Genomic DNA, 16,995 nt, shown 5'->3' on the forward strand with positions numbered 1-16,995 from the left:
GGCGCGCACCGGTGAACGTCGGCGAGCTGGTCTGGGAGGTCGCCGCGGTCCTCGCGTCGGTCGTGCGGGTGATCGGCTACGTCATCGCGGTCGTCCTCGCCGCGTACGTCCTGCTGACGCTCGTCGGGGTGAACCCGCAGAACGCGGTCGCGCAGGTGATCGGCGGGATCGCCGACGCCACGGTGTTGTCGTTCCGGGACCTGTTCCTGCTCGCCGACCCGACGTTCGCGGTGGTCGTCAACTACGGGCTGGCCGCGGTCTTCTGGGTGCTCGTCGCGGAGTTCGGGTCGCGCGTCATCCGCTGGCTGGGCGCTCGGCTGTCCTGACCGTCAGACGCGGACCGCGGCCTGCCCGGCCGCGGCCGCGCCGGGCACCGCCCGGATCGGGATGAGGGTGGCGAGCCCGAGCAGCAGCACGAGCCCGATGCCGAGGATGCCCCAGCGCTGCGCACCGAACAGGGCGATGAACAGCGCGAACAGGGCCGGCGCGAGGAAGCTGACCGCGCGGCCGGTCGTCGCGTACAGGCCGAAGAGCTCGCCCTCGCGGCCCGGCGGGACGATGCGCGCGAGGTAGCTGCGCGAGCAGGCCTGGGCGGGGCCGACGAACAGCGACAGGAACGTCCCGCCGATCCAGAACGCGGTCGGGCCGGAGGCGAACAGCATCCCGCCCGCGGTGACGACGAGCGCCGCGAGGCAGACGATGATCACGATCTTCGGGCCGACCCGGTCGTCGAGCCAGCCGCCCAGCACGGCGCCGAGCGCGGAGACCACGTTCGCGACGATGGCGAAGACGATGACGTCGCCGGGCGTCAGGCCGAAGGTGCCGGCGGCGAGCACGCCGCCGAAGGTGAAGACGGCGGTCAGCCCGTCGCGGTAGATCGCGCTCGAGACGAGGAAGCCGAGCAGGTGGCGGTCCTCGTGGTAGAGCCGCACGAGGCGCCGGACGAGCAGCTTGTACGACGCGAGCCACCCGACGGCGGCCTCGGTGTCGCCGGGTGGCGGCGGGAACGGGAAGCGCATCCGCAGCACCGGGATCGTCGACACGGCGAACCACACCGCGGCGATGAGCACGACGACCCGTACCGCGGTGCCCTCGCCCTCGAACGCGATGACGGGGGTGTCGGCGAGGAAGAGGACGAAGCAGAGCAGCAGCAGCACGATCCCGCCGACGTAGCCGGCCGCCCACCCGATGCCCGAGACGCGCCCGGTCCGCCCGGGCGGCGCGAGGCGGTAGATCATCGCGTTGTACTCGACCTGCGCGAGCTCGTAGGCGAACGTGCCGATGCCCAGCATCAGCAGTCCCCACCACAGGTACGACGGCGCCGGGGCGACGAAGGCCATGAGCGCGGTGCACAGGATGACCACCGCGGTCAGCCAGCCCAGTCGCCGCTGCCGGCCGACCTCGGCGCCCGCGGCGTCGCTGCGCTGCCCGTACACCGGGGCCACGAGCGCGACGAGCACGCCGGAGACGCTGATCGCGGTGGCCAGCGCGGACGAGCCGGACGCCTCGTCGGCGGCCACCGAGCCGGTCAGGTAGACGGTGAAGACGAACGTCGTGACGACGTGGTTGAACGCGGCGGAGCCCCAGTCCCACGCGGCCCAGGCCGCGAGCGGGCGCCCGATGCGGGTCGTCGGGGTGGGCGACGCGGTCGAGGACGACACGCGCGAACGGTAGCGAGCCCGGCGCCCCGGTGCGCGCCCCCGGACGGGCGGGCGGCCGGTCCGAGCGGGTGGCGCGCGTGGCACGGCGCGCCATCCGGCGCCCCCATCGGACCGTTCGGCGTTCGCCCACTTGGCCGCAGGTCGCCGTGGGAGATGACGCTCCGTCGCACCGTGCACCACTCTGTCGTGGGCGACCGCCCGGTCGGTTCCCACAGCGCGTCGATCTTTGATGCCCAGCCTGTCTAATGATCACCTCCTGGGGCGCATTTCGGATCTCCCCGAGCGAGTGATCATGGCTCTGACGTGCTGCTTCGCGACCGTCCGAACGCTGTGCAACCGGCCGCTACTGTCCGTCGCGCGGCATCCCGGTGCCGCTGACCGAGCTCCCCGCTGTCACTCGGCACGGGGAGAACCGTGCGAAAGGACAGCTCTGTGGGATTCCTCCGTAAGTCGATGCTGGCGACCACGCTCATCGCCGCGGGCCTGACCAGCACGACCGGCGCGGCCTTCGCGCAGGACGGCGACAGCCAGGTCGGGCTCGGCAACGTCGACGACACCCAGACGATCGCGCCGGTGAACGCCTGCAACAACGACGTCCCCGTGAACGTGCTCGGCGTGCAGGTCCCCGTGCAGGACGTCGCCGGCACCATCCCGGTGCTCAGCCCGGCCGAGCACGGCAGCGAGCAGGCCGCGGGCATCTCCAAGAACTGCGGCAACAAGGTCGCCGCCGACAACGACTGACCCTCTCCGGTCCGGTGACGGGTGGGCACGCAGTCTGCTCGCCGCGACCGGTCCGCTCCCCACGATCGCGTCGAGCCGTCGGGTCGACCATCTCTCACACGAGGAGAACTGCTGTGAACCTACTGCGTCGTTCCCTGACCGCGACCGCTCTGATCGGCACCGGCCTGGCCTGCACCACGGGTGCGGCCTTCGCCGGTGAGGGCCACCACGGTGAGCGCACCGAGCAGACCGGTCTGGTCAACGTCAGCGACACCCAGACGATCCTCCCCACCAACGTCTGCGGCAACAACGTGCCGGTCAACGTGCTCGGGGTGCAGGTCCCGGTGCAGGACGTCGCCGGCACCGTCCCGATCCTCAGCTCGGCCGAGAAGGGCAGCGAGCAGGGCGCGGGCATCAGCGAGAGCTGCGCCAACGCCGTCGAGGCCGACAACTAGGACGTCGGCCCGGGCGCGTCGACCCCGAAGCGACGCCGCCCGACCCGTCCCACGAGCACACCTCGTCCCCGGGGGCCGCACGCAACGGAGCCCTCGGCGTCGAGCCGGGGTGCTCCCTGCGTGACGGGTGGACGCAGGGCCCTGGTGCGAGACCCGCCGTCGGGGAGGGGCTCGCACCGGGCCCGGCCACCCGCCGAGGCCGGCCGGCGGGACGACCGCCGGCCGGCCCCGCCACTCGGGCCCCGGTCCTCCCCGAGAGGACCGGGGCCCGCGTGTGCGCCCGGGATGCCCCTCCGGTGCCCCTATCCTCGGCGCCGCATCGATTCGCGAGCCGGAGGAAACGGAACGTGCTCAAGGGCTTCAAGGATTTCCTGCTGCGCGGGAACGTCGTCGACCTCGCGGTCGCGGTCGTCATCGGCGCCGCGTTCACCGCCGTGGTCACGGCGTTCACGAACGCATTCCTCAAGCCGCTGATCCAGCTCTTCTCCGGCGGCGGCGAGTTCGCCGGATCCTTCGTCGTCAACGGCGTGGTCTTCGACTACGCGAGCTTCGTCAACGCGATCATCACGTTCCTCATCACCGCAGCGGTCATCTACTTCCTCGTGGTCACGCCGCTGCGCGTCGTCGAGGAGCGCCGGCGCCGCGGCGAGGAGGTGGGTTCGGCCGACCCCACGGACGTCGAGCTCCTCGCCGAGATCCGCGACCTCCTGCGCGAGCAGGCCACACGCACCGGCGACGGACGCGGTCCGGCCGGCCCCGGCGGCCCGACCGGCCCCACCGGCCGCATCCCCCAGCAGGACCGCTGACCCCCGGGCGGGCGGTGCGGCATCGCCGGCGCCCGCCGCCCGGGTCGCCACATCCTCGCCCGGCCGACACGCCGAGGGCTCGCGACGCACGGGGTGTGTCAGCCTGGCGTCCACGCTGACGCTCAACGCCAGGAAATCCGCCCGCTCGCTCGACGGCCGGGCCGCCCCTGGCGAGCGGGGAGTTCGCGCGCTCGACGGCCGGGCGGCGCCTGGCGAGCGGGGAGTTCGCGCGCATAGAAGCAGCGAACAGCGCGTTCGCTGCGACGACCTCAGCCGCGCAGGCCCGCGGGGTCGAGCTCGAAGTGGACGGTGGACCAGGGGTCGGGGCGCGCGTCGTGCACGAGCACCGCGCCGGGGAAGCTCGTCCAGAAGGCGAGCGCGCCGGGCACCGCGGCGTTGGTGTGCAGGCAGACCGGGTCGTAGCCCGCGTCGAAGGCCCAGCGCGCCGCCTCGACCGCGAGCCGGCGCCCGACCCCGAGGCGCCGCTGCGCCGGGTCGACCCACACCCGGCAGATCTGGCCGACGCGCCGGCCGTCGTACCGCGCGGTGAGCCAGGACGGCACGAAGCGCGGCTTCGGCCCGCCCACGCGCACCGAGGCGGTGCCGGCGAGCACCGGGCCGTCGGGTCCCTCGACGGTGCACACGAACAGCCGCGTGCCCGCCGTGCCGAGGTAGGTCCCGGCGAGGTCGTCGATGTCCGCGTGCAGCCGCGGGTCGTAGCCCCCGAGCTCGCGCTCGAGCATCCCGCGCATGTGCACCGCGACCGCGGGGAGGTCCTCGCGACGCGCGGCACGGACGACGGGCGGCGCGATCGCGAGCGTCATGGACGGCACTGTTGCACAACAGTGGCAACGGAGAAACACCCGGTACGGCCGGACTCTCCGATCGGGCAGGTCCTGGCGGCAACGACGACCGCGGTCCGCGGCGACAGGGCCCGGCGCCGCCCTCGCGGCGCCGACCCTCGACCCGGTGTCACCGCCACCCGCCGGTGACTGCTCCGATCGGGCAGCCATGACGCAGAGCGATCGCACAGCGAGTGGCCGACCCCGGATCGAAGTGTGCCCCACCCCAATCCACCGATCGGAGTATCAAAGGACGGCCACTCGGCGCCGTTGACCGGATCGAGGGTTGGCACGAGCCGATCCGGTCGGGGACGTCGGGGAGGCGCGGTGCGGACGGTGGTGGGGCAGGGCCACGACGGGCCGGGCGAGCACGACGACCGCGGCGAGGCCGCCACGTCGGACACCCTGATCCCGGCGCCGCGCTTCACCGCCGTCACGGTCCGCCCGGCCGCGCCGGTCGGCCCGCCGTCGATCCCGGCGCCGCTCGCGAGCCCCTTCTCCGGCCCGACGCCGCGACAGGCCCCGGCGCCGACACCCACCCCGACCCCGACCCCGACCCCGGCCCCGGCGCCGCTGCCGACCCCGACACCCACCCCCACGCGCCCCGCCCCGCGCCCGGCGACGGTGGAGATCCCCGCCCTCACCGGCCTGCGGGCCGTGGCGGCGGTGTGGGTGCTGGTCCACCACCTGAGCTTCCTGCCGGTCAGCGGCTACGCCGGGTGGTTCGAGCCGGTCGCCCCGCTGATCGCGGCGGGGCCCCTGGGCGTGGACCTGTTCTTCGCCCTGTCCGGTTTCCTGCTCGCCCGCTCCTACCTCGACCGGTGGCGGGGAGCGCCCGGTCCGCGGCAGGCGCTGGGCTTCGTGTGGGCCCGTGTGGCCCGCGTCTGGCCGCTCTACGCGGTCGTCGTGGTCCTGGCCGGGCTGTGGTGCGCCGCGCGCGCCGTCCTGGGGAGCGACGGTGTGATCACGTGGCAGGGCGCCCAGCCCGGCCTGGACCCGCTGAGCTGGCTGCGGCAGCTCACGATGACGCAGATGTGGGACACGGGCGGCATCGACGGCGTCTCCTTCGTCCTGCCGGCGTGGTCGATCAGCGCCGAGTGGGCCGCCTACCTCGCGTTCCCGCTGCTCGCCGGCGGGGCGTGGTTCCTGCGGGGCCGGCCGCGCCCGGTGCTGGCGGTCCTCGCGGTGCTGGCCGCCACGCCGACCGCCGGTGTCGCCGTCCTCAACGCGGTCGAGGGCTCGTGGGGCGGGTTCTGGGCGGTGCGCCTGGCCGCCGGCTTCACCGCGGGCATGCTGACGTGGCTGGTCGTGCGCCGGGTCCCGCGGACCCGCACCGTCTCCCGCTGGGCCCACCGCCTGCTGCTGCTCGCGCTCGCCGAGGTCGCCGTCGTCGTCTACTGGGCCGCCACCGCGCCCGCGACGGCCACGCTGAGCGCCGATGCTCGGGTGTTCCTCGCCGCGCCGCTGATGCCGGTCGTGATCGGGGCGCTGGCGCTGACCGACGGCCCGGTGGCCCGTGCCCTCGGGACGCGTCCCCTGCGCCACGGCGGGCGCATCTCCTACGCGCTCTACCTCGTGCACTTCCTGCTCATCGAGATGGCGCTCGTCGCCATGACCCGCATCCCCGCCCTCGCCCCGGACACGGCGGCGGCCGCCCTCCTGGTGCCGCACCTCGTCGTGGTCTCGGTGGCGCTCGCGCACCTCGCGTACCGCTTCGTCGAGGAGCCCGCCCAGGTCTGGATGCGGGACAGGGACCCGTCGCGGCGCCGGGTCAGCGCGCGCCGCGACGTCGTGGTGACCCGACGAGCGGAGGCCACCCTGCCCTCCGGTCGCCGGGCGGTCGGGCGGCGTGGGGGCCGTCACGCCGCCCGACCGGCAGCCGCGGCGGCCTGAGCCGCTCCGGTCACGCGACGAGCTCGGCCTGCCGGCGCGCGAGGTAGCGCCGTTCGACGGGGTTCGTCGTCAGCACCAGCGCCACCCCGTACGCCGCCGCCGCCTCGTCGGTGCGCCCGAGCCGGGCGAGGACGTCGGCGCGCGCGGCCGGGAGGTAGGGGTAGCCGGCCAGGTCGGGCGCGAGGGCGTCGATCTCCCGCAGCACCGCCTCGAGGTCCGCGCCGGGCACCTGGCTCCGGGCCGCGGCGCGGTTGAGGGCGACGACCGGCGACGGCCAGCTCGCGAGCAGGGCGTCGTAGGTGGTGACGATCTGCGCCCAGTCGGTCTCCGCCCAGCTCGGGGCGACCGCGTGCAGGCCGGCGACGGCCGCCTGCCACGCGAAGCGTCCGCGGCGCGGGTGTCGGACGGCGGTCGTGGCCCGGGCGAGGCCCTCCCGGATCAGCGCGCGGTCCCAGCGCGACCGGTCCTGGGCGGGGAGGAGGACCAGGTCGCCGTCGGGGTCGGTCCGGGTCGGCCCGCGGGCCTCGGTGAGCAGGACGAGCGCGAGCAGCGCCTGCGGTTCGGGCTCGTCGGGCAGGAGCCCGACGAGCAGCCGGGCGAGCTCCGTCGCCCGGCCCGTGAGCCGCGCGTCGCGCAGCGGCCCCCGGACGGTCACGTGGCCGGCGGTGTAGGCGAGGTGCACGACGGTGAGCACGGCGTCCAGCCGCGCCGGGAGCTCGTCGTCGGGCGGGACCCGGAACGGGATGCGCGCCGCGGCGATCTTCTGCTTCGCGCGGGTGATCCGGCGGGCGACGGCGGCCTCACCGGTCAGGAGGACGGCGGCGATCGCCGCGACGTCCACCCCGCACACCAGGCGCAGCGTCAGCGCCACCTGCGACGCCCGCGCCAGCGCCGGGTGCGCGCACGTGAAGACGAGGCGCAGCGGGTCGGTCGGTGCCGGGTCGCCGTCGTCACCCGCCGGCTCCACGAGCAGCGGGAGCTTGCGCTGCAGGACCGTGTCGCGACGGAGGCGGTCCAGCGCGATCCGGCGCGCGGTCGTGGTCAGCCACCCCGTCCCGTTCTCCGGCGGGGTGGCCGGCCACGTCCGCAGCGCCCGCTCGACCGCCTCCTGCGCGCAGTCCTCGGCCAGGTCGAGGTCGCGGGTCAGCCGCACCGTGGCGGCGACGACCACGGGCCACGCGCCGCGGAAGACGTCCTCCACCGCGGGCATCAGGCGGTGTCGGGCATCTCCATCACCGGGCGCACCTCGACGTTCCCCGCCGGGCACGCCCGCGCGAGGCGCAGCGCGACGTCGAGGTCCGGCGCCTCGATGACGTAGAAGCCGCCGAGGGCCTCCTTGGTGTCGGCGAACGGCCCGTCGGTGACCAGCGGTTCGCTGCCGCCGCCCCGCACCGTGGTCGCCGCCGACGAGCGCTCGAGCGCCTCCCCGCCGACCACCTCGGCGCCGGCCGCCGCCACCGCGGCCATGAACTCCTCGTGCAGCCGGAACTCGTCGGCGACGCCCTGCTCGTCGGCGGTGTCGTACCAGTCCTCGCTGTCGTACATCAGGAACACGTAGCGGGCCACGGCCGCGCTCCTCCCTGTCGTCCGGGTGTCGTCACCACCCTGACGAACGAGCCAGGGCCGATCGGACACCCGGCGCGGGCGAACCTAGAGCGGGAGGCGGCGGAAGATCGGGCGCGGGACGTGGCGCAGCGCCGACATGACGAACCGCAGTGGCGCGGGTGCCCAGGCCTGCTCCCGGCCGCGGGCCACCGCCGAGACGATGACGTCGGCGACGGCCTCGGGCGTGGTCGAGAGCGGCGCGGGGGACATGCCCTCGGTCATCTTCGTGTGCACGAAGCCGGGGCGGACGACGGTGACGCCGATGCCCTCGCCGCGCAGGGCCTCGGTCAGTCCGGTGTAGAAGGCGTCGAGTCCCGCCTTCGTCGAGCCGTAGACGAAGTTGGAGCGCCGGGCCCGCTCGGCGGCGACGGACGACAGGGCGACGAGGTGCCCGTGGCCCTGGCGGCGGAACTCCGCGGCCAGCGCGACGCCCACCGACACGGCGGCGACGTAGTTGACCTCGGCGAGCTCGACGGCGGCGTCGATGTCCTGCCAGGCCTTCTCCTGGTCGCCGAGCACGCCGAACGCCACGAGCGCGACGTCGATGTCGCCGCCGGCGAACGCCTTGCGGACGGCCTCGGTGTGCACGGCGGCGTCGCGGGCGTCGAACTCGACGGTCTCGACGGTCGCCCCCGCGCGGGTGAGGCGGGCGGCGGCGTCGGCGAGCCGCGGTGACTGGCGCCCGGCGAGCACCACCCGCACCGGGCCGCCCTCGAGGTACTTCTCCGCGGTCGCGAGGCCGATCTCGGACGTCCCGCCGAGCAGCAGCAGCGACGTCGGGTGGCCGACGGCGTCGATCATGGTTCTCCTCAGGAGGTGAGCCGGAGGCGGCGCGACATGTCCGACGCGAACACCCCGTCGGGGTCGGCGGCGTCGCGGATCTTGCGCCACTCGTCCAGCCGCGGGTACATGGCGGCGAACGTCTCGGGGTCGGTGCGCGAGTCCTTCGCGGTGTAGAGGCGCCCGCCCATGGCCAGCACGCGCTCGTCGAGCGAGCGGCAGAAGGCCCCGAGACCGTCGACGATCGGGAAGTCGACGCAGATGTTCCAGCCCGGCATCGGGAACGACAGCGGCGCGCGGTTGCCCTCGCCGAACTTCTTGAAGACGTTGAGGAACGACACGTGCCCGGACTCCGCGATGTCGCGGATGATCGCCCGGAACTCGGCCTCGGCGTCGAGCGGGACGATGAACTGGTACTGCAGGAAGCCCTTCGAGCCGTAGGCCCGGTTCCAGTCCCCGAACAGGTCCAGCGGGTGGTAGAAGGCGGTCAGGTTCTGGATCTGGCCGCGCTTGTTCTTCGTCTTGCGGTAGTACAGCTCGCCGATCGCCGAGAACGTCAGCTTGTTGGCGAGGCCGTTCGGGAAGACGTCGGGCAGGTCGAGCAGCGTCGGGGCGTCGAACTTCAGCGGGTCGCGACGCAGCTTCGCGGGCAGCTCGTCGAGCCGCGCGAGCGAGCCCCGGCCGAGCGCCGCCCGGCCGAGCTTCGACCCGGTGGAGATCGAGTCAAACCAGGCCGAGGAGTAGTCGTAGGCCTCGTCGGAGCCGTCGGAGAAGCGCTCGATGGTCTCGTCGAGGTTCGCCGTGCGCTCGGTGTCGGCGACGAAGTACGCCGTCTCGGTGGGCGTCATCCGGATGGTCGCGCGCAGGATGATCCCGGTCAGGCCGATGCCGCCGACCGTCGCCCAGAACAGCTCGGACTCCGGGCCGTCGGGCTCGAGGCGGCGGACCTCGCCCGACGCGAGCAGCAGGTCCATCGACACCACGTGGTCGCCGAAGCTGCCCGCGGTGTGGTGGTTCTTGCCGTGGATGTCGTTGGCGATCGCGCCACCGATGGTCACCTGGCGGGTCCCCGGCAGCACCGGCACCCACAGCCCGAACGGCAGGGCCACGCGCATGAGGCGGTCGAGCGAGACGCCCGCGTCGAGGTCGACGAGCCCCGTCGAGGCGTCGACCGCGTGGATCCGGTCCCGCGCGGTCATGTCGACGACGAGCCCACCGGCGTTCTGCGCGGTGTCGCCGTAGGAGCGGCCGAGACCGCGAGCGATGACGCCCCGCTCGCCGGCGGTGGCGACGGCCTCGCTCAGCGCCTCGGTGGAGGCGACGTCGTCGCCGGTGAGCACGGTGGCCCGACTCGGGGCCGTACGGGCCCACCCGGCGAGCGTCATCTGGGAGCGCGGCATCCCGGGCGAGTCTAGGGGGTGTCCAGGACGGGGACGCCCGCGCGTCCCGCCCGCGCCCACCCGGCCACCGTCTCCTCGCCGACCTGCGGCGACAGCGTCGACAGCGGCAGGCGCGGGACCCACCGCGCGAGCCCGACCGCGTCGCGGGTCGGGTCGCCGTCGAGGTAGACGGGCAGGCGGACCTCGTCGACGAGCAGGCGCGGGGTGAGGAACGGGCCGCCGGTGGTCGGCGACACCGCGATCTCGCCGGCGTCGGTGAGCCCGGGCGGGGTGACACGCCAGGGCGGGATGCCGGCGGTGCCACCGGTCAGCGGCGGCGGGGTCAGGCACCCGAACACGAACGCCACCGGCCAGTCGACGAGCGCGGTGCTGCCGGGCGGGACGAGGTCGTCGAACGGGACGGTGCGCGGGACCCGGGGCACGCTGACGGCGAGCGGGAGGTCCGGGGAGACGCCGCTCGGCGTGGCCGTGCGCGCGTCCTGCGCGTCGCGGGCCGCGCTCGTCGCCCGTACGCGCACGAGCGTCGCGCCCTCCGGCGCGAGCGCGCGCAGGTCGCGGGGCGCGGTGCCGGCGCGCGGCCCGGCCGGCACCTGGCCGATCGGCGCGTCGCCGGGGGAGGCCGCGAACTCCAGCGTGACGTCGCCCCGGGCGAGGGACCCGCTCGCGGCCACGACCACCGGCGCCCGCTGCTCGCGCGCCTCCTCCGGCAGCGTGTACCAGTCGGTGACCAGCTGCGCGGGCCCGCGATCCACCCCGGCCGGCGCGGCCCACCCCGGCAGCTCGACCCCGCCGACCGTCAACGGCACCGCCGGTGGCGCGCCGGGCACGAACCGCGGTGCCAGCCTGGCGTCCACGCTGGCGTCAGACGTCAGGAAAGCCCCCACGTCGACGGGCGTCAGCAGCCCTGCGCGGGGATCGGTCTCCACCGCCAGGTCCGACGCCATCCCGCACGGGTCCCCGCGCAGGGCCGCGAGCGCGTCGGAGCCGTAGCTGAAGGTCCCGAGACGGTCGGCGGTGACCTTGAGGAACGACCCGCCCTGCAGCGCCACCACGACGACGACCAGCACCAGCGCGAGCGCCCCCGGCGCCAGCATCCGCGCGAGCCGGCGCGGCGCCGCCCCCCGCACGGCCACGAGCACCGCCAGCACGAGCGTGCCCACGATCGTCACCGGCAGCGCCACGTTCCCGAGCGGCACCCGCAGGATCTGCGGCGGGATGTCGTTCCAGAACACGCCCCACGCCGAGGCGTAGGCCCACTGGTTGTAGCCGATCAGCACGAGGGTGGTGACCAGCCCGAACCCGCCGAGGACGACGACGAGCGCAGGCCCCCGCAGGCGCCGCCGAGCGTCGGGGGCCGCCACGACCCGCGGCGACCACAGCAGCACGAACAGGGTCAGCACCGCGGTCCCGACGCCCGCGAGCTCGCCGAAGTGCAGCGTCCACTTCGTCGGGCTGACGATCAGCAGCACCGGCGCGAGCGCCACGACGGCGAGCAGCCGCCGCGCCGGCGCACGGGCCACCCCGGGACGCGCAGCCCGCCCCAGCGCCCACCACACCGCCGGCACGGCCAGCAGCGTCAGCAGCACCGCCAGCCGCGCCCCGAGCCCGCCCTGCACGTCGCCGGGCGTGAGCAGCACCGTGTAGCGGGCGAGCTCCTGCCACCACGGCTGCCCGCCGCCGATGAGCTGCCGCACGCGCGTGGCCTCGAGCAGGCCCGCGAGCGACTGGTCGGCGGCCATCGGCAGCACCGCTACCGCGAGCCCCGCGACGACGACCAGCACCCGCAGCCGGCCGTCACGAGGACGCGCCCGCGCCAGCGCCGGCAGCGCCACCAGCAGCGGCGCCAGCCCGAGCAGCGCGCCGGGCGTCAGCGCGACCGTGAACCCGGCGAGCACCGCCCCCGCGAGCAGGGGCAGCAGCGCGCGGGTCGCGATCGCCCGCTCCGCGCACACCCACACCGCGAGCACGCCCAGCGCGAGCCACGGCTCCGGGCGCAGCGAGAGCCCGAACGGCGCCCACCACGCGAGGAAGACCGCGGCCGCCACCCAGGTCGCCGCCGGCCGTCGCAGCGCCGGACCGAGGCGGGGCAGGGCGTGGCGGCGCAGGAGCACCCAGAGCAGGACGCCCAGCACGGTCGCGGGCACGCGCAGCCACAGCACCGACGCCGCCGGCCCCGGCGCCAGCGACGCCCACGCGCGCGTGACCTCGTAGAACCAGCTGAACGGCGCCTCGGGCGCGTTGAGCCAGCGGTAGACGTTGCCCGTGAAGCCGCTCTCGCCGCGGTTGCGCAGGATGCCGGCGATGTAGCCGTCGTCGACGGTCGCGGGCCCCACCACCGCCCACCCGGCGAGCGCGAGCGTCACGACGGCGTCGACCGGTCGCGGACGCGGGGGACGCGGCCGCCGGAACGCCCGTCCGTCCCGCCGCCACACCGCGACGACCATCCCCGCGAGCCCCAGCAGCACCCCGACCCCGAGCAGCGTCTTCACCGCGCTCGGCGTCGTCTGGAACCGCGTGTCGGTCTGCAGCGACAGCGACAGGCCGTCCGTCCCCGGCGCGCCCGTGACCACCGCGGCCACCACCGGCCGCACGTCGCCCTCCCGGACCGCGACGACCCGCCCGTCGAGGGCCACCGACGTGCGCTCCGGGGTCGACGCGACGGTCAGGGTGCACGGGCCGGCGGGCAGGGGGACGAGCGCGAGCGTCTCGCCGTCGCTGGTCACCACCGTGCCGCCGGGCACCGGGCGCACCGTCAGCCCCCCGACCGGCGCGGGCGGGGTGCCCGGCGGGGTCGTGGCGAGCGTCGCCTGCCCGGGCGGCGTCGCGGTCAGCGCCGCGCAGCTCACCGACGCGTCCAGGGCCACCGGCTCGTAGGGCATGAGCGGCAGCGCCGCAGAGCTTGATGTGGTCGCCGGCCCCTGCGGCCAGGTGAAGGTGACGACGGGCGCGACCACGGGCGCGAGCGGGAACGCGATCGCGCAGAGCAGCGTCAGGACCGCGGAGGCCAGCAGCAGGGTGGGGCGCGGCGGTCGGTCCGGCTCAGCCGAGGTACTCACGCCCGGAGTACGCCTCCGACGCCAGCGTCGCGAACCGCTCCAGCCCGCCGCGGGTGACCTGGTCGACGCGCAGGTCGTAGCCGTCGGTCGGGTGGTCGTAGACGATCCGGTCGACCGTGCCCCACTGCAGCGCGGGCACGCCGCCGTCGGGCAGGGACGAGAACGGCCGCACGGTGGCCCAGGTCCGCTCCGACTGCACCATCGTGCCGCCCCACGACTCGTAGGTCGGGTTGGTCAGGATGAACTCCGGCGTGTTCTCGGCGGCGTTGAGGCGCAGCGTCGGGGTGGGCGCGATGCCCTGCTTGACGGCGACCTGGTCGACGCACGGCCAGAGCACGGCCGAGAGCTGGTCGGCGAACGCCCCGCCCGCCACCTGCTCGGGCGGGCGGTCCTCGGCGGTCGCGAGGTTCATCACCGGCTGCATCCGCGCGAGGTGCGGCGCGGCCACGGCGAGCGAGCTGTCCGGACCCGCGACGCGGTCCTCGACGAGCAGGCGCACCGCGGTCGGGCGGCTGCCCGGCAGCTGCACCGGGATCTCCTGCCACTGCCGCGCGGTGAAGCCGGCTCCCGGCGTCACGGCGACCGACTCGGCCTCGACCGGCGCGCGCGGGTCGCCCGACCCGAACTGCACGACGATCCGCTGGCGGTCCGGCTCGTTCCCGGCGACGGGCACGGTGAGGTGGGTCGGCGCGTCGGGGGCGGCCGGGTCGATCGCGGGCAGCGGGTACCAGCCGGTGCTCAGCGACCCGAGGCCGGTGACGCCCGACGGCGAGGTGGTCGGGTCGGCGCCCGGCGGGAGCTCGACCTCGTCGTGCCACACCGCGCCCGGGCCCGGTGGCGGCACGGGCGCCGGATCGTCGGCGGCGAGGGCGAAGTCGCCGGTCGCGGCGTCGGGGGTCGTGGGGTTCCCGACGTCCTGCGGGGTGCGGGCCATGACCGTCGCCGCCTCGCCGAGGCCGCAGCCCCGGCCCGTGAGGGCCTGCGCCTGGCTGCCGGCGACCGTCCACCCGCTGCCCTGGTAGAGCGGCGCGGCCACCATGACGCCGAGCATCAGCACGACGAGCACCGTCGTCGCCGTCACCAGGACCGCCCGCTCGGGGGTGACGCCGAACGTCCGCCGCCCCGCGCGCCGCCGCCACGCCACCCACACCGCGGCGAGCGCGGCGAGGATCAGCCACCACCACACGTCGCGCAGGTAGAAGTCGTGCCAGTGCGGGGCGAACGACTCCAGGTCGAGCATGGAGATCTCGGTGTCGAGGTGGTCCCCGAACGGCTGGCCGCGGTCGCTGTAGGGCTTCCAGGTGTTGGGCCCGGCGAATCCGAGCACGGCCGCGCCGCTGATCAGGGCCACGGACGCGCCGGTCACGAGCGCTCCGGAGCGTCGCGGCAGCGGCGAGTGCAGCAGGGTCAGCGCGAGCAGCAGGGTGGCCGGGGCCGCGATCGCCCCGAAGTGGTTGACCCACTTCGTCGGCCCGAGCGCGAGCAACCCGAGCGCGACGGCGGTGGTGACGGCCATGGCGAGCGTCGCGTCCCGCAGCCGGCCGCTGATCGGGCCGCGCCGGCCGCTGCCGATCGACACGACGACCAGCAGCACCACCGTCAGCAGCACCGGCAGGCGCCGTCCCCACGTGCCGGTCTCGATGAGCGTCCGGTAGTGCGCCCACTCCTCGTACCAGGGGAAGGTCAGGTAGTACCAGCTGTGGACGTCGGTGGCCTCGATGACGTCGCCGAGGGTCGCGTCGCCGAAGCCGACGGGGATGGCGATCGTGCCGGCTGCGATCACCGCGCCGGCCGCGCCGAGCCGCGAGCGCCAGCCGCGCGCGACGAGCCAGCGCCACAGCCACGGCAGGGCGACGACGACGGGCGCGGCGGCGACGAGCCCGGACGGCGAGACGCTGACGGCCAGCGCGGCGAGCGCGGTCGCCGGCACCAGCGGGCCCACCGCCTCCCGTCGCCGGGCGACCTCCGCGAGCACCAGCACCCCGGCCGCCAGCGGGACGATGACGACCTCGGGCCGCAGCGCCATCCCGTACGGCAGCCACCAGGCGAGGTGGGCGAGCAGCAGCGCCCACGCCACCCCGGGCAGGCGCCCACCGCGCCCGAGGATCGTCGTCAGCAGGACCCGCAGCAGCCACCACGTCACGAGCCCCAGCAGCAGCGGGAGCACGCGCATCCACAGCAGACCCCAGCCGGGCAGGCCGATCGCCTCGCCCAGGTGCCCCCACACGGCCATGAGGTACTGCGACAGCACGAACGGGTTCTCCGTCGTGTTGAACATGTAGATCTGGTTGCCGATGTAGCCCGTCGGGCCGGCGTTGCGGGCCATCAGCAGGTACCACGAGTCGTCGTTCTGCAGCGGCCCGAGCACCACCCAGGCCGCCGAGACGACCAGGACCACCGCGTCGGCGGGGTGGAACCGCGGCCACTCGAGGCCCGGCCCGCGGCCCCGCCAGCGCCGCATCGCCATCCAGACGGTCGCCGCCAGCGCGAGCGCGTGGAGCACCAGCAGCGTCGTCTTCAGCCCGCTCGGGACCGAGGAGTAGCGGTCGTCGGTGTGCACCGTGGCCGCGAGCCCTGGCGTGCCCGGTGCGTCGGTGGCGAGCTCGGCGACCTGCGGGACCAGCGCCCCCGGCCGGTCGACGAGCACCTGCCCGTCGCGCTCCACCCGCGTGCCCTGCTGGTCGGCGACGACGCGGTAGGTGCAGTCGCCCAGCGGGAGCAGCTCGTTGACCAGCGTGTCACCGGAGCTCGTGACGACGACCCGCCCGCCGCTCGTGGTCAGCGTGAGGCCGCGACCGGGCGTGCCCGCCGACGGCGGCTGCGTGCGCAGGGCGTCCCCGCCCGGGCGCAGGGCCGCGCAGGGCACGTCGGCGGACAGCGCGAGCGGGCGGTAGGGGGTCAGCGGCAGGCTCGTCGACGTCGCCGGCTGGCCGGCCTTCGGCCAGGTCACGACGGGGTCGTCGGCGAGGACCGGCGCCAGCGGGATCGCGAGCCCCAGCAGCACCGTGATCGCGGCCAGGGCGGCGAGCCACCACCCCGCGGCCCGGCTGCCGCCACGCCACGGCGGCCCGGCCGACTCGTCGCGGGGCTCCGCACCGGGAGCCGGGTCGGCCCGGCCCTCCTGCGCTGCCACCACGGCCATGGGTGTCGACGATATCGACGCGCCCGCGCGCCACCCCGACGTGGTCACCGTCCCGGGGCTCGTACCCTCGACGCATGACCGTGACCGGCCCGGACACCGGCGAGCGACCCGCGCCGCTCGGACTCAAGGCGCAGATCGTGCGCTTCGTCGCGATCGGCGCCGTCGCCGCGGCCGTCGACCTCGGGGTCTACGCCGGGCTCCTCGCGCTGAGCACCTGGGCGCCGCTGGCCAAGGCGGTGTCGTTCATCCTCGGCACGACGACGGCCTACCTGCTCAACCGCCGCTTCACCTTCGCCTCCTCCTCGGGCGGCGCGGGGAAGTTCCTCGGGTTCGTGGTGCTCTACGGCTCGACCTTCGCGGTCAACGTCGGCGTCGCCGCGCTCGTCCTGCACCTCATGGACGCGCCCTCGATCGACCCCGGCCCACTGGCCGGCTTCCTCTCGTGGTTCATCGCCCAGGCGTGCGCCACGACCATCAACTTCGTCGTCATGCGCACGGTCATCTTCCGCGACTGAGGTCCCCGGACCGCAGCGAACGGGCGGTCCGCTGCTTCTACGCGCCGGAACTCCCCGTTCGCTCGCCACACGAGGGCTCCGTGTCGCCTGCGAGTGGGGAGTTCGCGCGCCTTGAGGCAG

Annotated in this window: 14 protein-coding genes; 6 read left to right on the forward strand and 8 right to left on the reverse strand. The window is 75.2% G+C overall.

What is annotated here, in order from left to right; translation table 11 throughout:
- Positions 1-11 precede the first annotated feature (11 nt).
- Complete coding sequence (locus tag PGB27_RS13675; RefSeq protein WP_274200906.1) at positions 12-326, forward strand: hypothetical protein; 315 nt, start codon at positions 12-14, stop codon at positions 324-326.
- 3 nt (positions 327-329) lie between these two features.
- Here the strand turns inward: PGB27_RS13675 and PGB27_RS13680 are convergent, their stop codons facing one another.
- On the reverse strand, positions 330-1,874 hold the full coding sequence (locus PGB27_RS13680; protein WP_332843799.1) for an MFS transporter: 1,545 nt from the start codon (positions 1,872-1,874) through the stop codon (positions 330-332).
- A 219-nt stretch (positions 1,875-2,093) separates the two neighbouring features.
- Between PGB27_RS13680 and PGB27_RS13685 the strand changes: the two genes are divergently transcribed.
- From PGB27_RS13685 to mscL, 3 genes are all read left to right on the forward strand, one after another.
- Positions 2,094-2,402 carry a hypothetical protein gene (locus tag PGB27_RS13685; protein WP_274200908.1) on the forward strand — a complete coding sequence of 103 codons (309 nt, stop codon included), beginning with the start codon at positions 2,094-2,096 and terminating at the stop codon, positions 2,400-2,402.
- Between the two features lie 113 nt (positions 2,403-2,515).
- The gene (locus PGB27_RS13690; protein ID WP_274200909.1) at positions 2,516-2,836 is read left to right on the forward strand and encodes a hypothetical protein; all 321 of its coding nucleotides are present in this window, start codon (positions 2,516-2,518) and stop codon (positions 2,834-2,836) included.
- A 347-nt stretch (positions 2,837-3,183) separates the two neighbouring features.
- Positions 3,184-3,642, forward strand: coding sequence for a large conductance mechanosensitive channel protein MscL (mscL, locus tag PGB27_RS13695; protein WP_274200910.1), 459 nt, complete (start codon positions 3,184-3,186; stop codon positions 3,640-3,642).
- Between the two features lie 269 nt (positions 3,643-3,911).
- Here mscL and PGB27_RS13700 read toward each other — a convergent pair whose 3' ends face one another.
- Entirely contained in the window at positions 3,912-4,466 is a 555-nt protein-coding gene (locus tag PGB27_RS13700; RefSeq protein WP_274200911.1) for a GNAT family N-acetyltransferase, read from the reverse strand.
- A 345-nt stretch (positions 4,467-4,811) separates the two neighbouring features.
- Between PGB27_RS13700 and PGB27_RS13705 the strand changes: the two genes are divergently transcribed.
- A complete protein-coding gene (locus PGB27_RS13705; RefSeq protein ID WP_274200912.1) occupies positions 4,812-6,377 on the forward strand; it encodes an acyltransferase family protein in 1,566 nt (521 codons plus the stop codon).
- 10 nt (positions 6,378-6,387) lie between these two features.
- Here the strand turns inward: PGB27_RS13705 and PGB27_RS13710 are convergent, their stop codons facing one another.
- From PGB27_RS13710 to PGB27_RS13735, 6 genes are all read right to left on the reverse strand, one after another.
- Positions 6,388-7,587 carry an RNA polymerase sigma factor gene (locus PGB27_RS13710; protein WP_274200913.1) on the reverse strand — a complete coding sequence of 400 codons (1,200 nt, stop codon included), beginning with the start codon at positions 7,585-7,587 and terminating at the stop codon, positions 6,388-6,390.
- Complete coding sequence (locus PGB27_RS13715; protein ID WP_274200914.1) at positions 7,587-7,943, reverse strand: YciI family protein; 357 nt, start codon at positions 7,941-7,943, stop codon at positions 7,587-7,589. The genes PGB27_RS13710 and PGB27_RS13715 overlap by 1 nt, the downstream gene beginning before the upstream one ends.
- 84 nt (positions 7,944-8,027) lie before the next feature.
- Positions 8,028-8,783: a decaprenylphospho-beta-D-erythro-pentofuranosid-2-ulose 2-reductase gene (locus PGB27_RS13720; RefSeq protein ID WP_274200915.1), complete on the reverse strand. Its 756-nt coding sequence runs from the start codon at positions 8,781-8,783 to the stop codon at positions 8,028-8,030.
- An 8-nt stretch (positions 8,784-8,791) separates the two neighbouring features.
- Positions 8,792-10,162 (reverse strand): FAD-binding protein, encoded by a 1,371-nt coding sequence (locus tag PGB27_RS13725; RefSeq protein ID WP_274200916.1) that lies wholly within the window; start codon positions 10,160-10,162, stop codon positions 8,792-8,794.
- Between the two features lie 11 nt (positions 10,163-10,173).
- Positions 10,174-13,218 (reverse strand): arabinosyltransferase domain-containing protein, encoded by a 3,045-nt coding sequence (locus PGB27_RS13730; protein WP_274200917.1) that lies wholly within the window; start codon positions 13,216-13,218, stop codon positions 10,174-10,176.
- On the reverse strand, positions 13,202-16,360 hold the full coding sequence (locus PGB27_RS13735) for an arabinosyltransferase domain-containing protein (protein WP_274200918.1): 3,159 nt from the start codon (positions 16,358-16,360) through the stop codon (positions 13,202-13,204). The genes PGB27_RS13730 and PGB27_RS13735 overlap by 17 nt, the downstream gene beginning before the upstream one ends.
- Before the next feature lie 74 nt (positions 16,361-16,434).
- On the opposite strand from PGB27_RS13735, the gene PGB27_RS13740 reads away from it, so the two are divergent.
- On the forward strand, positions 16,435-16,875 hold the full coding sequence (locus PGB27_RS13740; protein WP_274200919.1) for a GtrA family protein: 441 nt from the start codon (positions 16,435-16,437) through the stop codon (positions 16,873-16,875).
- Positions 16,876-16,995 lie beyond the last annotated feature (120 nt).

The sequence above is a fragment of the Actinomycetospora lemnae genome, from assembly GCF_028737315.1.
Classification (GTDB): Bacteria; Actinomycetota; Actinomycetes; order Mycobacteriales; family Pseudonocardiaceae; genus Actinomycetospora; species Actinomycetospora lemnae.